The following is a 20,702-nucleotide window of genomic DNA, read 5'->3' as shown; positions in this document are numbered from 1 at the left end:
AGGCGGTTTAGTCGCAGATGTCAGGAATTTAAGATGACAAAAGTCATTTTTTTATAAAAAAATGCTCTGGTTACTAACCAGAACACGGTTTGTTTCCTTCTTCTCTTGTCATTACGAAAAACTCTACATCATTTGCATTCTTAAAAGCAGAAACTTTACGAAAGCCAAATTTTTCATATAAGGCGTTAGCTCGTTTATTAAAGGCTGCAACCGTTAAGCGCAGCGGCTGATTAGTTTCTATGGAATCGATAATAAATTGCATAAAGCCCATGCCCCGTCCCTGTCCTGTTAAGTCAGGACGCATACCAAGACCGATATCGAGGTATCCTTCTGGATATGCTTGAAACAGATATCCAATTGGAACCTGAGCAACAAAGCCTGTACAATAGAATCCGACTAGATTCCCCTCCTGTTCAATCGCATAATAAAGGTTTTCTGCAAACTCTTGTAACGATTCTTCTGTTACTTCTCCATTATATAAATCATAGGGGACGGGATAGGTCCAGCTAAGGATTTCCCTGGCCGCCTCTTCTGTCATCTTTTGGATAGTGTAATTCATCCGCTATTTTCCCCTGTCCTTTTATTTCGCGTGAATCCTAAATATCTTGTGCCTTGAAATTGCAGTTCCCCGCTGTCCCCTTCAGCCAGCATGCCATATTCTTCGTCTTTCAATTGAAATTCGGTACGATTTCCATTCGTAAATTCAAATGTGGCAAAATAGTGATTATATGCACGAGTATTTCCTCCGCCGTGAATACTTGTTCGTTTGCCTACTACCTTCGCAGCAGAAGTAAGATGTGGCTGCCGATTATTTTCCCCCCACTGAAAGATACCCTTTAAAACATTAAATAAAATAATAGCAAATACAAGAAAAATAAAGAGACGTGCAACTGTAAACATAATATCCCCACCAAGCAAAAATTCTTCCATAGACCAATCTCCTTTTATGAAAAGATTATTTTCTTTTGTTCCAATAGCACTATTACGCATGTATATGGGAAAAGGTTTCAAAAGGTAGTCATCATTTTCCTAAAAGGTTGTGCTTTCTTCAACAAAAAAATCTAGCGCTACGCCGCACTAGACTTTTTTATTAATATACTCGAACAGTTTATTTTTTATATTTATTTTTGAATTACTGCTGTGGTGCACCTGGAGGATAGAAGCTCGGCGGCATCTTAATCCATCCATGTTCCCTCATTCTCGTTTTTAACTCCATCCCATAAATGCTTTTCTCCGTATGGAAACGAATCCACATTAATCCGACATCACTGCGCACACTTTGCGTAATATTAGTGGAGCACATAACAATATTGCTTGTTACTTTTGCCGCCAGTAAATTGGCTATCTCCATATCGGTAGATTTCGCTCCTAAAGGCACGGCATTCGGATCGGACTTAGGCTTTGACTCAGCAGAACTTGAGAGGGGAACGCCTTCCTTAATCATAAACTTCTCTAATGTTTTGCGCTGTTCTGTTGCTAATTCTTTTGCTTCATGAAGCAATTTGATTAAAACATTATCTGTCGTTGTATTAAGTGCCATCTCAAGTACAGGAATTTCATCCGCAATTGCAGCATGATATGTCCAGCAGCCCATCGCCTCTCCAATATGAAGCAAAGGTTTCGGTTCTGAATCAAATCTTGTCTTAATATAGTCAAGAAGCGCTTCCATCTTATGTGCCATTACTACACCTCTTAGTGTTTTTTATTTTACCTATAATGTTTACAATTAGATGGCAGTTTATTCAAAATAAAGAAAAGGGAGATGAAAAGTGAAAAGAATCTCCTTTTTTCACAAATGAGCGACCATTTAAGTTCACAGTAAAACTTATTGATACTTTTGTTTGCGACTCTGGCTCTTATACTTGCTCCTCTCCTCACTTTGCTTGCGGCTCTCCACTCAGCGCAGCACGCCGATCTGCTTTCTTACTTCCTGTAAAAATGGCAATGTTCGTGCTCTCGCTTTTTCTGCTCCATTTTGGAGAATGAGATCTATTTTTTCCGGATTTGCCATTAACTCCTGATATTTCTTTCTTGGTTCTTCTAAGAATCGATTCATCACAGCAAATAATTCTTTTTTCACTTCACCCCATCCGATTCCGCTTTCGTACTTTTTGTGCATCTGTGCTATTTCTTCGACACTAGCAAATTCCTTATACAGCGTGAATAGAATAGACGATTCTGTATCTTTCGGCGCTTCTGGCGGAAGCGAGTCTGTTTTGATTTTATTAATCAGCTTTTGTAGCTTTGCCGGTTCTTCAAAAAGCGGAATTGTGTTATGGTAGCTTTTGCTCATTTTTCGACCGTCTAGGCCAGGCAAGATGCTTGTTTTTTCATCTACGATATATTCTGGTAGTACAAATGTCTCTCCATATTGGTGATTAAAGCTTTCCGCAATATCGCGGGCAATTTCCACATGTTGTATTTGATCTTTTCCGACTGGTACCATATTTGCTTGAAATGCAAGAATATCAGCTGCCATCAAGATTGGGTACGTAAATAATCCCATATTTACCCCATTATCTACCTCTTTCCCTGCTTGTTTATTGCTATCAACTATTCCTTTATAAGCATGTGCTCGGTTCATCAATCCCTTTGGCGAAAAGCAAGCTAATATCCAATTCAGTTCAAAAATTTCGGGCACATTCGATTGACGATAAAAGATTGTTTTTTCTGGATCCAATCCAAGTGCTAACCATGTTGCTGCTACTCCATATGTTAATGTTCGAAATTCTTCCCGATCGTGAATTTTTGTTAAACCATGATAATCTGCAATAAAATAAGCAGCTTGATAATCGCTATTTTCTGCTAGCTTCAAAGCCGGTTTAATTGCTCCTATATAGTTCCCTAAATGAATCTGCCCAGTTGGCTTAATACCCGTTAAGACAATTTGCTCCATTTGATAATCCTCCCTTTTCTATAAGCGAAACCTCCGTCAGCGGGACTTCTTCCTCCTGCTGATGAGGTAGTTGAACCATTCGAAACTTTACGGACGGTAAGCATCGGACAAAACACAAAAAGGGCTACTCATCCTAAAAAAGGACGAGTAACCCGTGGTGCCACCTTCATTCGTTTATATCCGATAAACGCACTTATCCGTACAGAAACATAGCCGTTTCTTATACTTTGTCTTTTTTAACGGTAAGACGTTTCCGCGCAGCCTACTATTGGTTCAGCCTTGAAGCTCCGAAGCCCATTCAACAATCAATCCGTACTGATTCGCACCAACCATCAGCTCTCTTAAACCTTTCAACTGCCTACTCTTCTTCCTCATCGCTCATTAATATTACATATATAGTAAAATATACTTTTCAAAAGGTCAAGGGATCTAAAATGAAAAATTTTTTAAACACAAAATCAACATAACCTCTTGTATTTGCAAATTTTATCTGTTAGTATCTTTATCAAGTTAGCGCTAACTTCAAATTTTACTAAATATATCTCTTAAATATACATGCTTTGATTGGAATGAGTAGTGCCTATTTCCCTGTTCTTAGAGAGTCAATGGCCGGTGCAAATTGACACAAAAATAGACGCGAATTACCTCCAGGAGCATTCTTTGTGAAAGAATTTGATTCGATTAGCAAAGAACGGATGAGCCGTTACCCATAATGAGTGGAAGAGTATAATTAATTATATTCTTCAATTAGGGTGGTACCACGTGCTTACAAGCAACCACGTCCCTTTTTTTAGGGGCGTGGTTTTTTGTTTATTAATCATTCATTTAACGAAAGGAGAAAAAAGATGAGTCCATTTATTGAACAGTTAACGAGCGACCAAGAAAAAGAAATGAAGAGGCAGCTAGATATCTATCGCCAAGGCGTACAAGACATCATTCCAACAGAAGAACTCGCAGAAAAAATTGCAAAATCCCTTGTGACCAATACGCCGCTAAAAGTAAAGCTTGGTCTTGACCCATCTGCGCCAGATGTTCACCTTGGCCATACTGTTGTACTGAATAAATTGCGCCAATTTCAAGAAAATGGGCATACCATTCAATTGATTATCGGAGATTTCACTGGGAAAATCGGTGATCCAACTGGAAAATCTTCTGCTAGAAAACAACTGACAGATGAAGAAGTGAAGGAGAATGCAAAAACTTATTTTGAGCAATTCGGAAAAGTATTAGACATGGAAAAGGTTGAGCTTCATTACAACTCTAAATGGCTCTCTTCCCTTTCTTTCGAAGATGTTATAGGACTTGCTGGAAAAATAACTGTTGCCCGCTTACTAGAACGAGATGATTTTGAAGAGCGATTAGCATACGGAAAATCAATTTCCTTGCATGAGTTTTTTTATCCATTAATGCAAGGGTATGATTCTGTTATGTTAGAGGCAGATATTGAGCTTGGTGGAACAGATCAGCATTTTAACATTCTCATGGGCCGCCACTACCAAGAGAAGTTTGGAAAAGAAAAGCAGATTGCTATATTAATGCCTCTTTTAGAGGGGTTAGACGGGGTTGAAAAAATGTCTAAGTCAAAGCATAACTACATTGGCATTGATGAGAATCCCAATGAAATGTATGGCAAAGCGATGTCCATCCCTGATCCACTAATGAGCAAATACTTTGAGCTTATTACTGATCTTGAGCCTGCTGAAATCACGCAAATAAAAAAAGAATTGCATACAGGATTTCTTCATCCTCGGGATGCTAAAATGCTGCTTGCAAGAACAATCGTCCGGATGTACCATGGCAAAGAAGCAGCCGAAAAGGCAGAACAGCAATTTATTACAATTTTTCAAAAAGGCTCCTTACCAGAGGATATTCCAACCGTTAAGTGGACTGGAAAAAATCCTGAATCGCTTGTTCAGCTATTAGTAGACTTACATCTATTAACCTCGAAAAGTGAAGCAAGACGGATGATACAAAACGGTGGTATACGCATCAATGGAGAAAAAGTCGAAGAAATGGACCTTGAAGTTTCAATCAATAAGGAATTGATTATTCAAGTAGGGAAAAGAAAGTTTGTAAAACTGTTTAGCGAATAAAATAAAAATGGGCTAGCTGCTAGCCCATTTTTCTATTCTCTCACTTTAGGAGCTTACTACTTCGCCTCCATTTACGTGCAGAACTTGCCCTGTTACAAATCGAGAATCATCAGAAGCTAAATATACAAAGGTCGGTGCTAATTCAAATGGTTGGGCCGCTCTTTGCATTGGATTCTCTGAACCAAAGATAGCTACTTGATCAGAGGAGAAGCTCGCCGGAATTAATGGTGTCCAAATTCGCCCTGGCGCTACTGCATTTACTCGAATGCCGTCTTTGACAACACTTCTGGCAAGAGCACGAGTGAAACCTACATTTGCTGCTTTTGTGGCAACATAGTCAATTAACAGAGGTTCCCCAGCATATGCAACAACGGAAGCAGTGTTAATAATGCTGCTGCCTGGCTTTAAATGTGGAAGAGCTGCTCTTGTCGTATAAAAATGCGAATAAATATTAACCTTAAAAGTATTATCAAATTGTTCATCCGTAATATCTGTTAATCTTGTCTGTTGAAATTGAATGCCGACATGGTTACAAAGGATATCTAATTCTCCGAATACCTTAACTGTTTTCTCCACAATATCTATACACTGTTTTTTCTTGCGCAAGTCTCCTGGTAATAACAGACATTGCTGCCCTAACTCCTCAATTCTTTTTTTCGTACGATTCGCATCCTCATGCTCATCTAAATAGGCTATTGCTACATCTGCCCCTTCCTTTGCAAAGGCAATCGCAACGGCCGCACCAATACCACTATCTCCTCCTGTTATGAGAGCCACTTTCCCTTTCAGCTTTCCACTTCCTATGTAGTGGTCATTTTCAATAATTGGCTTTGGCACCATATAACTTTCAAGTCCTGGCTGACGAAGCTGTCTATTTTCTGGAAAATTAATCGGTATTTCCTCATACTTCGTGATTCTTCCGTAGTTCGGATAAAGCGGATATGGTTCTGTCTGTTTATTGGCAATAAAAAGGTCTTGGACTTCCTTTAATTCCATAAGCTTATCTGATTGATGATTTCTTGTTTCTACTAATTCATAAAATGTTTCTGGCACTTGATACATCGGATCTCTCGGATCATTTACATAAATAGACATACTGATCCCTCCTCATAGTCGTAACATATCCTATGTGGCATTCAGTATTTGGTGCCTAATTATCTTTTTGGGACTAACTCTCTTTTGTTGGAAGTGAATACATTAAAAGAAGAAATGAAGGAGGGGTAAAGATGAGATATGAATTTAACCCGAAGGTAAAATTATTACTGCAAAAGCATTCTAATGAAACTGTGTATATGACCTATATCAACCATAAATGGACAATGCCAAAAATAACGATAAGACCGCCATATTTTAAAAAGCCAGTTTATGAATTACATTTTCCAAAAGTATAAGAAAATCAAAGGAATGGATCTTTTCCATTCCTCTTTTATGGGCTAATTCCCTGATTCACTTACCTTTCGCTTCAAAGCAGCATGAGCTTGTCCCCAGAAGATAAGTAAGATACCAATAATCTGCAGAAAATCAGGACGATATGCTGTTAAGACAATATCCATAAAAATCGCAACTGCTGGATCGATAAATACTAGGATTGCAATTGTCCCAGAAGACAGCTTTGGCAAGCTGCTAAAAAACAAATAATACACAAACCCTGTATGGACGATCCCAGTTAATAAAATATAAAACCAATTTTCGCCCGTTAACTGGCTAAAATAATCCCATTGGACAAGCGGCAATAGCATGAGAACCCCGACTCCTGTTTGGATAATGGTTGTTAATATAGGATTTAATTTTGAAATTTTCTTGCCCATCAAAGTGGTTAATGCATAAAATAAGGCTGCTCCAAATGCCCACGGCAATCCAGCTGACATAAGACTTTCTAAAGACAGATAATCTTGCATTCCCCCAACTAATAATGTTCCGATAAAACATGTAATAACCGTCAGCATTACTTTTAAAGTGATCTTTTCCCGATAAAGAAAACTTCCCAGTAACACAACTAGAACCGGTGCCAAATGATAGATCGAAACGGCAACCGTTACGGACATATGCTCAAAGGAACGAAAGAAGAAGACCCAGTTAACAACGAGAAACACACCACACAGGACACTAAAGCCAATCTCCTTTTTCTCCACCGCTTCTTTTTTCTTATTTGAAAATAAATACACCAAACTTAATACGACACATGCACAAATGCATCGAATAAATACAAGTTCGATTGATGGCAAATTTGTTTTGGCAGAAAAATAGCCAACCGAACCAAATATGGCCATCGATAATGCAAATTTCATTGCTGCACTCATAATACTCCCCCAAATTCTTTCCAGTTGCTCATTTTACTCTTAATGATATAGAAAAATTGGTCTTTTTGGAATATGTTGGGGGTATTTTTTTCAGTTTATTTCGTAAATTCTTTAAATACTAGCAAAGCTGAAAAGCAAACTCTATTAAAATGAATGTAAATCCATTCAGCAAACAGAAAAACCCTTTCTAAGAAAGGGTTAAATTCTTTTTGCACCATAATATTTTGTTTTCCAATAAGAGTTAGATAGCTTGTCCACTTTTACTCCTTTGGAGGAGGAACTATGGATAAACTGATTACTTCCTATGTATATGCCGACATGAGAGGCACCTTTTTTATATGTTTCAAAGAAGATTAAATCCCCTTTTTGCAAGTTTGCTTTCTTAACTTTTTTCCCTTTTTTGTATATGCTTGCGGTTGTTCGTGGCAGTGATTTGCCGACCTTTTTGTAGCTATAACCGACAAAACCGGAGCAGTCAAAACCTTTTGGAGACGTTCCTCCGTATTTATATGGTGTTCCAATGTAATTTTTCGCAACAGTAACAACTGATTTCTTTGAAGCAGCACTTGCCTCAGGTGCAGTAAATATGCCGGAATATAACAAACCAAATGACAGGAATGACATAACAAGAACTTTTTTCATGTAGTGACCTCATTTACCTAAAATATTATTCCCAAGGCTTCCTTCTATCAACAAAATCTATCTTCTCATATTATTCAGATAATTAGGTTACAGCTTGATAGAAATTCGATTACAAATCTATTACAATATTATTTAAGAATAACTTCCCTGTGGTTCCAATATCTTCTTGTTAGCTAATTTCTCTAAAGAAAGGAGCGAACATGATATACTATTAGAAAAAAGAAGGAGCGTATAAACAGTGGATTTTATTGCTATCGATTTTGAAATTGCGAATGCTGATATGGCAAGCGCCTGTTCCATTGGATTAGCATATGTAGAAAATAACGCGATAATAAAAGAACAATATTTTTTAATAAAGCCGCCAAGTCTATCATTTGATCCAAAGTTTGTAGCGGTTCATGGAATAACAGAAAAAGATGTTGAGAATGCAAAGAGTTTTCCAGAAGTATGGGAACTAATAAAAGAAGATATTTCTTCCCATACCATCATCGCTCATAATGCCCAGTTTGATATGAGTGTTCTTTATGCCTGTCTAGAAAAATATCAATTGGCAAAACCAGACTTTTCCTATATTTGCAGTATTCCTATTAGCAATCGGGCAACAAGAGGCGCAAAAATTGGGCAATCATTGAAGGATCGGACATCTTATTTTGGTATTTCTATGCAAGAACATCATCATGCAGGTTCCGATGCGCGAGCATGTGCAGAGCTAGTAATCGCTTGTATTCACTCGAGAAAGAAGAATTCGTTAAGTCATTACTGTGCTTCCTATCCAACTCTTCCTATAAAACAATTTTCTGAATTAAAACCACAAAATACTTTTGGAAGAGCAACTAATTTTTCCAACAGAAAACCATTCAAGAAATTTGCTTCCGTTTCCATATCGGAAATAACACCAACAACGGATTCCTTTGATGTGGATCACCCGCTATATGAAAAAAATCTTGTATTTACTGGAGATCTGCGTACACTAGAACGGAAAGATGCGATGCAGCAAGTGGTTAATGTTGGAGGCATTATTAAAAGTGGTGTCAGCAGCAAAACCGATTATTTGGTGGTCGGTGACCAAGACCAAAAGCTTGTGGGATCTGAAGGCATTAGTTCTAAAGAAAAAAAAGCGTATGATTTACAAGCAAAAGGAAAACCCATAGAAATTATTAATGAACAGCAATTTCTAGCACTATTAAAAAAAGAACGAGTCAATCATTAATCAAATAGAAAGTCTGTTTCTTCCCCACTAAGAAGCAGTCTTTTTTATTATCCTTGCTTTCCCTTTTCCATCGAAAGGAAATAAACAAAACAGAAAATAAAAAAAGGCGACTGTCCCAAGATCAAGTATGTTATATGAACTAAATAATCAATCATATAATTACCGTCTGTATAAGTATTAATAATCCACGCAAGCACTGCACTGCTATTTAGGACAAAACGAACCCTTTTTAGTCGGTTTATATTGGTGGACAAGCACAAAATAAAGACAAGTCCATATAATAAGAATGTGCGTAACAAAAAAGTGAAAATAGCGGAAATGGGGATAACCTATAAATAACTCTGGTGTGAAAATAGCCATCAATGCGCCAATCATGCCGAAAAAATAGACAACTTGAAAAACAAACTCCCATTTTGTAATTAGAAGCAGCAAACAAAGCACTAAGCTAATAGAACACAGATGGAACGGCAGTATAAAGAAGCATCCCATCATCCATCCTTATACATCCAATAATCATACATCACCTCTAAACCAAGTAACAATACAAAGAAAGTAGACTAAAAAAATGATCATTTGGATGTTATTCCGAAAAAAAGCAAGTAAAATTCCCCCTATTATAAGAATACCTATCATGATGAGAAGAGAAACAGAAAATAATTCAAAGGGGAAATCATCATAAAGATGGCCGTACCATCCCTTCCTTACCACCATTCTCCTTTCTGATATTTTCCGAAAAAAAACTTTTTCCAAATTATTTTTAAAAACTATGTATAAAAGTTTAATAGTTTGGGAATATTATAGACAAATACTACTGAAAAGAAAAAACCATTTTTGAAGGAGAGGATTATGATGAAACTACAAACAAATACTGCAATGACCGATTTTATTGACAAAGATAAATTCGAATTAGAATCCTACCTTGAATATTTATTTAATCTTGCTTCGGAAAAATAATCTGAAGGATACGATGATTTTTCATCATTAAAAAATCATCGTATCCTCCAGACTCCCTTTTAGGTGAAATGATTAGATATCGCTTTTCTTCTCGCAAAAAAGGAAAATTATTCAACAAGTCATTCTCCTACATTTTTGTAAATTTAATAGAAAAAGTACTTATTTTTTCCAATTTAATTTGGTAAAATAATAAAGCAATCTATAAAATATAGGAGCTTTAAATGATAATGGTACTTTCTCGAATGAATATAGAAAACGTTTGTGAACTTATGGACACAATCGATTCTTTAAAAATACAATTGCTTAAATATGGGATTGAAAAAGGATTAGATGATCCCAATACCATTCAAATAAGTGAACTGCTAGATACATATATTGTCATGTATCAGAAAAAACTGGCTCAAAAATAGACAAATATACATAGTCCTCCTGCAAATCCTCTTCTACATTTATTCCTGCCGAATAAGATTAATCATATCTTTCATCGCTGCTGCTGCTGCGCCTCTCGGATGTGACGCACCGCCAACACAGCAAATGGCTCCCATTTCTTCCGTTTCAAACAAGATTCCTTTATTTGTTCCCTTTACATGGATTAACGGATTTTCAGGAGGAATCATTTCAGGTTTTACTTGTAAGATAAACTTATCTCGTTGCTTTTTCGCTGTTGCAATTAACTTCCACTCACAGCTATTTATTTTGGCACGCTGTATATCTGCTTTGGTAATCTTGTCGATGCCATCGATATCCACATCTTCTAAAGTTAGATTCGTATGAAGTAAACCATTTGCTAACAGCAATATTTTGCATGCACTATCCAACCCTTTAATATCTAACTCAGGATTTTTTTCCGCAATTCCATTTTCCTGTGCTAACTGTAATGCTTTTTCAAAAGTCAGGTTCCCCTCTGACATACTTGTCAGGATGAAATTGGATGTTCCATTTAGAATCCCTTTTATCGATTGAATGGTACTGCCTGCCAAACTAAATTCACCGATATCTAATGTAGGCAGCGCTGCTGCCGTAGCTCCACTATACTTAATATGACATCCTTTCCCTTTGGCAATGGCCAGTAATTCTGGCAAGCAATGAACAAGCGCCCCCTTACTGACAGATACAATATCCATATTTGCCTCGAGCGCTTTTTTTATGTAAGAAAGGGCTGGTTCGCCTGTTTCTATATTCGTAGGAGTACACTCTACAAGAATATCTCCTTTAATGGCTGGAGATTCAAGCACTAAATCTTTCATACTAGCATATTGCGAAATCCCAATCGAACCTGTTGGGAGCTGATGCAGTATAGATAAATCCAATCCTTCCGATTCATAGACCATCCCTACAGATCCAACTACTCCAGTTACCATCAATTCTGTATGATATTGTTTTAGGAACAGTTCTTTTTTCCGATACAATAATTCGATAAATTCCTTCCCGACTGTGCCATATCCCGTAACGATTATCCTTTTTTGTTTCATTGTTTCAACTATTCCTTTCTTTTATTCTTGCTATAGACTTCTTTTTTTTCTGTTATATTCCCTTTATTTTGGATTAAATATTTTTCACTGTAACTTTTCATCTCATTAAACGTGTTATAAGTGATAGGGGGCGAAGATGAAGGATTCAATTGATTCTATTTATCAAACTTATTTTAATGATATTTATTATTTTCTCCTTTCACTCTGCCATAATCATCATTCTGCAGAAGACTTAGTTCAAGAGACATTTTTCAGAGCACATCTCTATCTGGAAACTTTCCAAGGAAAAAATGTGAAGGCCTGGCTTTTCACGGTGGCGTATCACGTTTTTATCGATCAGTTTCGAAAAAATAAGCGACTAGTAGTCAAAGAGAATGATTTCTTTCAAGAAAAGATGGATAACGCGCAAAGAACAGAGGAGACAGTCTTATTAAAAGAAGAAATTCAAAGAGTGATAAACATGCTAAAAGTATTGCCTGAAAAACAAAGGATGGCCGTATTACTAGCAGACTTCCAAGAACTTACAACAGAGGAAGGTGCCATGGTAATGAACGTTAGTCCAACCTACTTTAAAGTTTTACTCTTCCGAGGGAGACAAACAATAAGACAGAGGGGGAAACAAATTCGTGAGTGAAGAGTACAAAAAAAGGTTAGAAGCATATAAAAATGGGGAACTTTCAAAAGAGGAAGCAGCAGAAATAGAGAAAGATTTAGAAAAGATGGAGCAATATTTTCAAGTTTTTGAGGAAGCAGAAATGAGCAATCATCATCAAGCCGCACCACTCCTGATTGATTCAAAAAAACAAAGAAGAATAGTAAGAAGAGGAAAGTGGATGGCCCGATTTCAAACAGCACTCACTGCATTAGGACTAATCATTCTTTTCACCATTCTTTCTTCCATTTTCACTGCTGTTTATTACGCTTGGGGCACCCCTGATAGAACAGATGTATACCGAAACATTATTGATTTAACCCTTACTGTAACAGATCCCTATGGGCAGTACAGTGGAACAAGTGCAGCTACAAAGCCTTACTTTGGACTGGAAACAACAACAGATATTGAAAAAAAAGTCGGGGATGAAATCTATAAAACGGGGGAGTATAAAACAAAATTTTTCTTTTCACTCATGGGAATGCCTGAAAAGAAAACACAGGGAGTCATCTCCCAACAACAAGCCTCCTTTTCCTTTTTACCAAAAGAGTCATCCCCATCGGAATGGAAGCGACTAGAAAAAGTAAAGAATGGCACTGTAGCGTCTGTTTATTTGTCCTTCTCTGAATTATTATCAACAAATAAAGTGTTTGATTATTTAAAAGATAGAAATATAGAAATTATCTGGTTTGCTGTTGATACAGGGGTAGAGAATAGAGACGAATTTGGTATAGATCCAATTGGCTTTCCTAATAACCCTATTTGGCATGATGATGATATGATCACAGATTCAACCAAAAAAGAAGGAAACTTTTGGTTTTCCATTGAATCTAGCTCCTCTAGTTCGCCAGAGTATACAGTAGGAGATGCGGAGATTCTGCATAAACAGTTTCTAAAAACACTTACATTTCTAGAACCGTATGAAAAAAAGGCGGAGAATTTTTATTTTGGTCATTTAGAATTAAATAAACGAATTGCTTATATGAAAAAAAATGGTATTAATCATTATGGGGTTGTTATTACTGGTCCTACAGAAGAAATACTCAAGTTAAAAAAAGAAAGCTGGATAAAGGAAATTAGTATAGATGATATAGCTTTTTGGAATTGGGATGAATAAAAGACGAACCCACAGGACTCAATAAAGCTCTGTGGGTCTATTTCTCCTATAAATACTTCCGATGCAGCGCTTTTCCATCATAGCTATAAAGAAGCGGTTTATCTTCTACTACCGTCTCCATATGCACGCCTCTTCCCCATAATTGATGAATATACGGAAGAACCTTTTCTAAATATTTCAAGTCTAATTCAATTCCCTCGAAGCCATGCTTTAAGTACAGCTCTCCATTTTTATTATAATCACCATCATTGACTGTAATATATGGGAAACCCCCATTAACGCGCATGCTCACTAATTGATCCCGGACTTGTTCCCATGCCTTGTCGACAATTTTATAATCTCTTCCTTGCTTTTGGAACAAATACATATCTTCTCTCATGACAAGATCTTTGGTTAAATAGTTTCTCAGAAAAGAAATATCTGATTCTATTTCCCGAACTTCAAACATTTTTTCTCGCCCTGATCCTGGTTTAACACCTCTTTGCTTCATTTCTTCTGTTGGATTATTATAGCGTTCCTCGATATCTTCAAATATCTTTAAACCTAGATAATAGGGGTTAATGCCCGTTTTAGACGGCTGTACTACACCAGCATTCAGCTTTGCAAATTCAATGGCTTCCGCACTTGTTAAATCTAATTCTCGAACAATCCGCTGATGCCAATAGGATGCCCAGCCCTCATTCATGATCTTTGTTTCTAACTGTGGCCAGAAATAAAGCATTTCTTCGCGCATCATGGTTAAAATATCCCTTTGCCAGTCGCTAAGCTCTCGACTGAAGTTTTCAATAAAAAGTAGTAAATCCTTCTCTGGCTGGGGCGGGAATTTCTTGGCTACTTTTTTCTTCGGCTTCTTTGGTTTATTTCGGTCGTCCAATCCCCATAATTCATCATAAGGTGTACTTGTTGGTTCCTCTTCCTCCACAAATTCTACATCGTCCATGGACCAAGCTAATTTAGGTCTCATCAAGCTTGGGTCAATATGTTCATCAATGGCTAATACCGCATCCAAAAACGTTTCCACTTCCTGCTTCCCGTATTTGATTTCATATTGACGAATTCGATCAGCAGTTGCGGCCATACTTTCCACCATTTCTCGTTTGGTATTTTGAAATCGAACATTATTTTTAAAGAAATCACAGTGTGCCAAAACATGGGCAACGATAAGCTTATTATTTATTAAGGAGTTACTATCAAGCAAAAAAGCATAACAAGGATTTGAGTTAATGACTAATTCATATATTTTGGATAGGCCTAAATCATAATGTAATTTCATTTTATGAAATTGCTTTCCGAAGCTCCAATGGGAAAATCGAGTAGGCATTCCGTAAGCACCGAATGTATAAATGATATCCGCAGGACAAATTTCATATCTCATTGGATAAAAGTCTAGTCCAAATCCAGTAGCAATCTCGGTGATTTCTGCAATGGCATATTCCAATTCCTTTTGTTCTACCTCATTCATTCCGCTCTCTCCTTTCACCGTTTAAACTAATGTATGAAAAAAAAAACGGAATCATGAGTAAATTGAATAGAAATTGAATTGGATAGATCTTTTATTTATTGCTTGTGTAGGTGTTGGCGAAATGATTTTGGAGTAAGTATGATGCTGTTTTTGTTGGACTAGCTGGATATTGGCTTTCATCACGGGTATGAACGCATTTTTTCTGTCACTCCTTCTACTTTTTAGCTTTCATCCCACCTGTTGCCCCTCCCTAATCCTTCCTGTCTACTTTTATGAAAAAAAAGGAGCATTCCCACAGAACACTCCTTTTCTCTTTATTCTATTATCTCTTTTACCTTTTTCACAACGTATCCAGAGCTGCCTTTATCTTGTACGCTTTCCATCATCATTGCAATCAAGAGGTTCTTATTGCCTTTATCATAGGTAACATACCAGCCGTTTTCTGTTCCCTTTTCGCCTTGCTTTTCTTTTAATTCAGCTGTACCTGTTTTTCCTGCGAATGTTTTCCCGCTTATTTTTCCGGCACGTGCTGTACCGTGAGGACTTTCAATAACCTGTTGTAAGTCATCAGAAATGGTGTTGGCTACTGATTCGTCCATGATTTTTTCTTTCCAAACCTTACTCTTCTCTTCACTATCTAATAATACAGGTGTTATTAGATTTCCACCGTTAACAAATGGTGTGTATGCTGTCGCAAGATGAATCACACTCATTTCCACATGCCCTTGGCCATATCCTGAGTCTGCTAAAAGCTGCTCTGTATCTAATTTGCCATAGGTGGATGTTTCAATTGGGTAAGCATAAGTAAACGGTTCTTCAAACCCGAATTTTTTTAGTTCTGCTGCAAACTTATCTTTACCTAAATCAAGTGCTGTCTGCGCAAAGTAAATATTATCACTATATATCAAAGCATCCGCCAGATTTACAGGCTCTGAGCTTGTATGCACTCTTGTGACATAATAACCGCCCCAAGATTTATCCTTCTGCCACTTCTTAGTGGTAATCTTTCTTTCCTGTTCAGGAGTAATGACGCCCTCTGTTAATGCAGCAGCTGCTACAAGCGGCTTCATAACAGAACCAGGAGCATATTTATTTTTAAAGCGATTGGTAAAAGGATCTAGCTTATTATTATCATATGCTTCCTTCTCAGACGTTGTCAGGCCAACAATCATCTTGTTTGGATCAAATGCGGGACTGCTGACTAACGCAAGTGTTTCCCCTGTTTGCGGATTAATAGCTGTAGCTGCACCTGCTTCGCCATCCATTTTTTCATATATTTCCTTTTGCAAGTCTGCATCGATTGTTAACTTTACATTTTCACCATTCTTCACATCTTTTTTCGCTAAAGTAACTGTACTGCCGTCGGCTTTTTTAATAGAAATTTCTTCGCCATTCGCGCCTTTCAATCGTTCCTCCAGCACTTGCTCTAAGCCTCTTTTTCCAATTACATCTGTGCTTGAATAACCCTTCCCTTTATTCTCCTCTAGCTCTTCTGCTGTGATGCTGCCAATGTAGCCAATTAAATGGGCAGCACTTTCGCCAAATGGATAAATTCTTCCTTTGGTATCTTGCTTCTGCACACCAGGTAATGCAAAGAGTTTATCTAAATAAGCACGATCTCCTGTGGCAACTTTCTTTATTGGAACAAAAAAGCTCGGTTGAACCCAATCTGCTTGGATCGCTTTCTCTATTGTTTCTTTTTTAATATCTAAAAGCTTTGCTAGATTACTTATGACAGCATCTGGATTGTCTCCCATTTGTTCTGGAACCAGCCCAACTTCATAAATAACTCCATTCATGGCCATCGGATTCTCATTTTTATCCACAATACTACCGCGTTCTGCTGGAATCGTGTTGACCGAAATTTTATCATCAGGACCTAACTCAGAAAATATATAAGTAGTATCCCAATTTATATACCAATTCTCGTCTTTGTCTCGCTCTTCTTTTACAAGCGTGGCCTGATTATCAAAACTGATTTCTCCTGCCATACTGTTCATTTTAACCGAAAATGGAATTTCTGCTTTCTCTACTTTATCAAATTTTTCGTCGTCTGAAGGTTTCTTATATGTTATCTCTAAATCTTTAATACTTAAGTCTTTGTAAATTTTTTCATATCTAGAAACAAATTCTTCTTTCGAAACATTTTTCTTTGCTTCTGTTGATAAGAAAGCATACATTTCTTTGAATTTTTCGTCATTCCACAGTTTTATATATTGTGATAGCCGTTCATCTGGGGTAGGATCATTCTTATTGCACCCTGTTACCACTGCTATCAATACAAATATCAGTAAAAGCATCCATCTCTTTTTCATTCCTATCTCCCCTTCTAATCTACTACTACTAGCGTACCATTTTTTCATAAAAACGGAAAAAGAATTACATACAAAATAGTCATTTTTTTATTTTTTCTTTCCTGCATCCTGTATATTATTACCTTTCTGACAAAATAATAACTTTATTACGAAGACCAATTGAAAAAATTACAGATCGTTTTTAACATACTTTTGCTTCACCATTTGCTAAAATACAGACTAAGGGGGGATATAGATGATTGTGTTATTTGATGGGGTTTGTAATTTATGCAACAAAAGTGTGCAATTTATTATTAAAAGAGATCCACATAACCAATTTTTCTTTGCTTCCTTACAGAGCGAAACTGGAAGAAATCTATTGAATAAATATCATTTATCTGAGGTTGATAGTGTTATCCTTTTAAAAGAAGATAGATACTATTTAGAATCGGATGCCGCTTTAGAAATTTGCAGCCATCTTACAGGTGGATGGAAGCTTCTAGCTATTTTAAAAGTAATCCCGCCTTTCATCAGAGACCCTCTTTATCGAATTATTGCTAGAAATCGTTATAAATGGTTTGGCAAACAGGATTCCTGTATGCTTCCAACAGAAGAAATGAAGAAGCGCTTTTTATAGTTCCCTCACATTCTTGCCTTTTCGAATAAAAAAGACCGCTTTCTCATCAGAAAACGGCAGAAAATTGGAGATAAAAGGACTACTCGTAAAACAGATATTGGGGTTTAATAGAAATCTCAAAATTTCTATTAAAAATGCTCAATTAAGTTTTATTATGCGAATAATTAGAAGGCGTAGGTGGGCACTTCTAAAAATAGCAAAAATATTCTTAATATATTGCAGTAAAAACAATTAAATCATATTATTAAGATAGATGAATTCTTGATTTCAAAGTAAATTTCGGCATTTTAAGGCATTTAGCACTGTTTTTTTGCAAAAATCTTCAAAAATATAACTTTAGGAATATCATTAAAAAAAGGTGAGCTTTTCTATGTAGGAGTGAAGCGATTGAATTTTTCAGCGGTTGGGGAAAAAATCAAGGAATTACGAAAGCAAATGGGACTATCACAAAAGGAACTTTCTCACAATATTTGTACACAAGCGCAAATAAGCAAGATTGAAAAAGGAGAAGTACTTCCATTGTCTTCTACTCTTTATCTTATTTCTAGGCGATTGGGAGTAGACGTAAATTACTTCTTCGATATTGGTACGACCCCCAGACTAGATTATGTGGAAGAAACTTTTCGGCAATTAAAAGCAGCTAGAAGGAATACTGATTATCATACAATAAAACAAATTGTAAAAGCAGAAGAAAAAAATCCTTTATTTACGCACCATAAAAAAAACTATCAATTGCTGCTTTGGCATAAGGCAATTTATGTATTTGAAATCGACCGTGATTTTAATCGAGCAGTAAAGCTTATTAATGAAGCAATTGAACTTACCTTTGACACTGTCTTCACAGAAAGAGAAATAGAAATCTTTATTAGTAAAGGAATCTTTCACTATGAAGAAGGATTTATTGATGATTCCTTGACCATTTATGAACAAGCATTTAAAGCGATCAACCAGCTTCCCTATTTAAAGGATGATACGATTAAAAGCAGATTATATTTTAATATCGCGAAATCCTTAACAGATCAATCCATGTTTGATGCATCCATTACTTATTGTAAGGAAGGGATTGATTGGGCGATACAACAGGATAACCTTTATTTGCTGGCTCACTTTCACTATCATATCGGATATAACTATGAATTACAAAAGAATTTTGACCTAGCTATTCCTTATATGCAAGATGCACTAATGATTTTCCAATTAGTAAAAGATCATCGATATACGGATTATATCGAAGGAAAAATCCGTAGCTGGCAAACATAATATATGTATTATATAAAGATGTCCTCCAACTATTCTCCCCTACGAATCGTGAAATAGTTGGGGGCATCTTTTTTCTTAAGCGGGGATAACGATCACTTTCCATCACCTCTATGCTATCCGCATATATACCTAGTTAGTTATTCCCTGTTTATACAATCAGTTTCATCTCCAGCAACTAATGTCCTAATGATAAGATTCTATGAATAATTACCTATTTTCGTAAAACGTTATCAATTTTATTAAAATAAAAGGTCAATAGTCTGATAGGTTATGGTAAGATAGATATACTATAGTTTAATCATTAGGAGTGAGTGATAAAAAATGAAGAAGAAAGTCACAGTATTGGCAACTACGGCTATTCTGTCAACCACTTTCGCAGCGAATGCCTCTGCTAGTACTTATGTAGTGAAAAAAGGGGATACTTTAGGACAGATTGCGAAGAAATTCAATACGACTGTTAATGACATAAAGTCGCAAAATAATCTTTCCTCAGACCTTATTTTAATCAATCAAGAATTATCTATTGGCGATGATTCAAAATCTAGCAGCAATACAACTAACGCTAGTAAAACTTCTACGAAGACAAGCTCAAGTGCCAAGACATATAAAGTTGTTTCAGGAGATTCCCTTATTAAAATAGCAAATCAGCATTCTATTTCTTTAGGAGAGTTACAGCAATGGAACAATCTATCCTCTTCGCTTATCTATCCTGGTGATATTTTATATGTTTCCAAACCTGGAAATGCTAATTCCAACCCGTCTAGTAACTCTGGAAGTAACAGCAATACAGCTGTAAAGGAAACTACAACTGCTTCTACAGGAACTTATACGATTAAAAGCGGAGATACTTTAAGTAAAATTGCTTCTACGTATAAAATGTCTGTAAGCCAACTAAAGCAATTAAATAATCTAAATTCTGATTTGATTTTCCCAGGACAAAAATTGAAGGTTACTGCTTCTGAAAAGATAACTAACACTGGAAATACTAATCCCTCTTCTAATAAACCGACTCTTATTTCTAATGGAAACAATGGACAATCCTATGCTTCCAAAGTCGTTTCGGTCTCTAAAAGTCTAGTTGGCATTCCACATGTTTGGGCAGGCTCAACTACTGCAGGGTTTGATTGCAGCGGATTTGTTTACTATGTGTTAAATCAAAGCGGTAAATCAATTGGACGTTATTCTGCTGAAGGCTACTATGACCGCAGCTATTATATAGATGTTCCAGCTGTTGGAGATATTGTCTATTTTAAAAATACCTACAAACAAGGTATCTCTCATTTAGGTATTTATATTGGCAACAATGAATTTATTCACGCTGACTCAAGCGGCGTTCGTGTTACAAGTTTAGATAACTCATACTATAAAGAGCATTTTGATAGTTTTAAACGTTTATATTAACAGATAATAATAGAAAGGGCTGTCTATTTAGCGGGCAGTCTTTTTTGTATGCTTTGGGGTTGGCTGATATATCCCTACTTTGGCTGATTTACTCCCCGTTTTGGCTGATATACCCACTACTTTGGCTGATTTACTCCTTGTTTTGGCTGATATACCCACTACTTTGGCTGATTTACTCCTCGTTTTGGCTGATATCTCCACTACTTTGGCTGATATACCCTTACCATGGCACAAATATTCCTCCATTTTGCTAATATATCTTCCAATCTCGCACCATTCAGCGCCGAGCTTTTACCAAACTGCGTATATTTT

The 20,702-nt window shown here is 36.5% G+C and carries 21 protein-coding genes and 2 other annotated features; of the genes, 9 read left to right on the top strand and 12 right to left on the bottom strand.

Translation table 11 applies throughout. From position 1 onward, the window contains the following. Window positions 1-73: 73 nt before the first annotated feature. From NSQ89_RS25055 to NSQ89_RS25040, 4 genes are all read right to left on the bottom strand, one after another. Entirely contained in the window at window positions 74-559 is a 486-nt protein-coding gene (locus NSQ89_RS25055) for a GNAT family N-acetyltransferase (protein ID WP_047942662.1), read from the bottom strand. Continuing rightward, a complete protein-coding gene (locus NSQ89_RS25050) occupies window positions 556-930 on the bottom strand; it encodes a DUF2500 domain-containing protein (RefSeq protein ID WP_047942663.1) in 375 nt (124 codons plus the stop codon). Before NSQ89_RS25050 ends, NSQ89_RS25055 begins: the two co-directional genes overlap by 4 nt. 202 nt (window positions 931-1,132) lie before the next feature. Beyond that, the gene (locus NSQ89_RS25045; RefSeq protein WP_047942665.1) at window positions 1,133-1,681 is read right to left on the bottom strand and encodes a DUF3231 family protein; all 549 of its coding nucleotides are present in this window, start codon (window positions 1,679-1,681) and stop codon (window positions 1,133-1,135) included. A 216-nt stretch (window positions 1,682-1,897) separates the two neighbouring features. Beyond that, complete coding sequence (locus tag NSQ89_RS25040) at window positions 1,898-2,896, bottom strand: tryptophan--tRNA ligase (RefSeq protein ID WP_341133423.1); 999 nt, start codon at window positions 2,894-2,896, stop codon at window positions 1,898-1,900. Window positions 2,897-3,032: 136 nt separating this feature from the next. Then, window positions 3,033-3,280 (bottom strand) — a binding site (T-box leader). A gap of 167 nt (window positions 3,281-3,447) precedes the next feature. Further along, window positions 3,448-3,685 (top strand) — a binding site (T-box leader). A 56-nt stretch (window positions 3,686-3,741) separates the two neighbouring features. Here NSQ89_RS25040 and tyrS point away from each other — a divergent pair. Continuing rightward, a complete protein-coding gene (tyrS, locus tag NSQ89_RS25035; RefSeq protein ID WP_095322827.1) occupies window positions 3,742-4,989 on the top strand; it encodes a tyrosine--tRNA ligase in 1,248 nt (415 codons plus the stop codon). 45 nt (window positions 4,990-5,034) lie between these two features. Here the strand turns inward: tyrS and NSQ89_RS25030 are convergent, their stop codons facing one another. Then, complete coding sequence (locus tag NSQ89_RS25030; protein ID WP_341133444.1) at window positions 5,035-5,985, bottom strand: SDR family oxidoreductase; 951 nt, start codon at window positions 5,983-5,985, stop codon at window positions 5,035-5,037. A gap of 230 nt (window positions 5,986-6,215) precedes the next feature. Here NSQ89_RS25030 and NSQ89_RS25025 point away from each other — a divergent pair, with 230 nt between their 5' ends. Beyond that, a complete protein-coding gene (locus NSQ89_RS25025; RefSeq protein ID WP_162837582.1) occupies window positions 6,216-6,380 on the top strand; it encodes a hypothetical protein in 165 nt (54 codons plus the stop codon). Window positions 6,381-6,422: 42 nt separating this feature from the next. On the opposite strand, the gene NSQ89_RS25020 is transcribed toward NSQ89_RS25025, so the two are convergent. Continuing rightward, window positions 6,423-7,289: a DMT family transporter gene (locus NSQ89_RS25020; protein WP_047942669.1), complete on the bottom strand. Its 867-nt coding sequence runs from the start codon at window positions 7,287-7,289 to the stop codon at window positions 6,423-6,425. A gap of 198 nt (window positions 7,290-7,487) precedes the next feature. Beyond that, a complete protein-coding gene (locus NSQ89_RS25015; RefSeq protein ID WP_341133422.1) occupies window positions 7,488-7,931 on the bottom strand; it encodes a C40 family peptidase in 444 nt (147 codons plus the stop codon). Window positions 7,932-8,169: 238 nt separating this feature from the next. Between NSQ89_RS25015 and NSQ89_RS25010 the strand changes: the two genes are divergently transcribed. Next, entirely contained in the window at window positions 8,170-9,141 is a 972-nt protein-coding gene (locus NSQ89_RS25010) for an exonuclease domain-containing protein (protein WP_095258202.1), read from the top strand. A 204-nt stretch (window positions 9,142-9,345) separates the two neighbouring features. Here the strand turns inward: NSQ89_RS25010 and NSQ89_RS25005 are convergent, their stop codons facing one another. Then, window positions 9,346-9,630 (bottom strand): TMEM164-related integral membrane acyltransferase, encoded by a 285-nt coding sequence (locus NSQ89_RS25005; protein WP_235844543.1) that lies wholly within the window; start codon window positions 9,628-9,630, stop codon window positions 9,346-9,348. Between the two features lie 686 nt (window positions 9,631-10,316). On the opposite strand from NSQ89_RS25005, the gene NSQ89_RS25000 reads away from it, so the two are divergent. Further along, the gene (locus tag NSQ89_RS25000; RefSeq protein WP_047942675.1) at window positions 10,317-10,505 is read left to right on the top strand and encodes an aspartyl-phosphate phosphatase Spo0E family protein; all 189 of its coding nucleotides are present in this window, start codon (window positions 10,317-10,319) and stop codon (window positions 10,503-10,505) included. A 39-nt stretch (window positions 10,506-10,544) separates the two neighbouring features. Here NSQ89_RS25000 and NSQ89_RS24995 read toward each other — a convergent pair whose 3' ends face one another. Next, window positions 10,545-11,567 (bottom strand): homoserine dehydrogenase, encoded by a 1,023-nt coding sequence (locus NSQ89_RS24995; RefSeq protein ID WP_047942677.1) that lies wholly within the window; start codon window positions 11,565-11,567, stop codon window positions 10,545-10,547. Window positions 11,568-11,703: 136 nt separating this feature from the next. On the opposite strand from NSQ89_RS24995, the gene NSQ89_RS24990 reads away from it, so the two are divergent. Beyond that, window positions 11,704-12,201, top strand: a complete 498-nt coding sequence (locus NSQ89_RS24990; RefSeq protein WP_341133421.1) for a sigma-70 family RNA polymerase sigma factor — start codon at window positions 11,704-11,706, stop codon at window positions 12,199-12,201. After that, window positions 12,194-13,336, top strand: a complete 1,143-nt coding sequence (locus NSQ89_RS24985) for an anti-sigma factor (RefSeq protein ID WP_341133420.1) — start codon at window positions 12,194-12,196, stop codon at window positions 13,334-13,336. Before NSQ89_RS24990 ends, NSQ89_RS24985 begins: the two co-directional genes overlap by 8 nt. A gap of 46 nt (window positions 13,337-13,382) precedes the next feature. Here NSQ89_RS24985 and NSQ89_RS24980 read toward each other — a convergent pair whose 3' ends face one another. After that, complete coding sequence (locus NSQ89_RS24980; RefSeq protein WP_047942681.1) at window positions 13,383-14,798, bottom strand: SpoVR family protein; 1,416 nt, start codon at window positions 14,796-14,798, stop codon at window positions 13,383-13,385. 314 nt (window positions 14,799-15,112) lie between these two features. Next, complete coding sequence (locus tag NSQ89_RS24975; protein ID WP_341133419.1) at window positions 15,113-17,113, bottom strand: penicillin-binding transpeptidase domain-containing protein; 2,001 nt, start codon at window positions 17,111-17,113, stop codon at window positions 15,113-15,115. Between the two features lie 235 nt (window positions 17,114-17,348). Here NSQ89_RS24975 and NSQ89_RS24970 point away from each other — a divergent pair, with 235 nt between their 5' ends. The 3 genes from NSQ89_RS24970 (at window position 17,349) to NSQ89_RS24960 (ending at window position 20,390) form a co-directional block, all read left to right on the top strand. Then, window positions 17,349-17,729 carry a thiol-disulfide oxidoreductase DCC family protein gene (locus tag NSQ89_RS24970; protein ID WP_061800821.1) on the top strand — a complete coding sequence of 127 codons (381 nt, stop codon included), beginning with the start codon at window positions 17,349-17,351 and terminating at the stop codon, window positions 17,727-17,729. Between the two features lie 378 nt (window positions 17,730-18,107). Beyond that, on the top strand, window positions 18,108-18,989 hold the full coding sequence (locus NSQ89_RS24965) for a helix-turn-helix domain-containing protein (RefSeq protein WP_235850438.1): 882 nt from the start codon (window positions 18,108-18,110) through the stop codon (window positions 18,987-18,989). Window positions 18,990-19,310: 321 nt separating this feature from the next. Further along, entirely contained in the window at window positions 19,311-20,390 is a 1,080-nt protein-coding gene (locus tag NSQ89_RS24960) for a C40 family peptidase (RefSeq protein WP_341133418.1), read from the top strand. A gap of 27 nt (window positions 20,391-20,417) precedes the next feature. Here NSQ89_RS24960 and NSQ89_RS24955 read toward each other — a convergent pair whose 3' ends face one another. After that, window positions 20,418-20,624 carry a hypothetical protein gene (locus tag NSQ89_RS24955; RefSeq protein ID WP_095322034.1) on the bottom strand — a complete coding sequence of 69 codons (207 nt, stop codon included), beginning with the start codon at window positions 20,622-20,624 and terminating at the stop codon, window positions 20,418-20,420. Window positions 20,625-20,702 lie beyond the last annotated feature (78 nt).

This window comes from Niallia sp. FSL R7-0648, from assembly GCF_038007005.1.
GTDB classification, from domain to species: Bacteria; Bacillota; Bacilli; order Bacillales; family Cytobacillaceae; genus Niallia; species Niallia circulans.
Note: the sequence above shows the minus strand (reverse complement) of the source record. Positions and strands in the feature narration are given on the sequence as shown.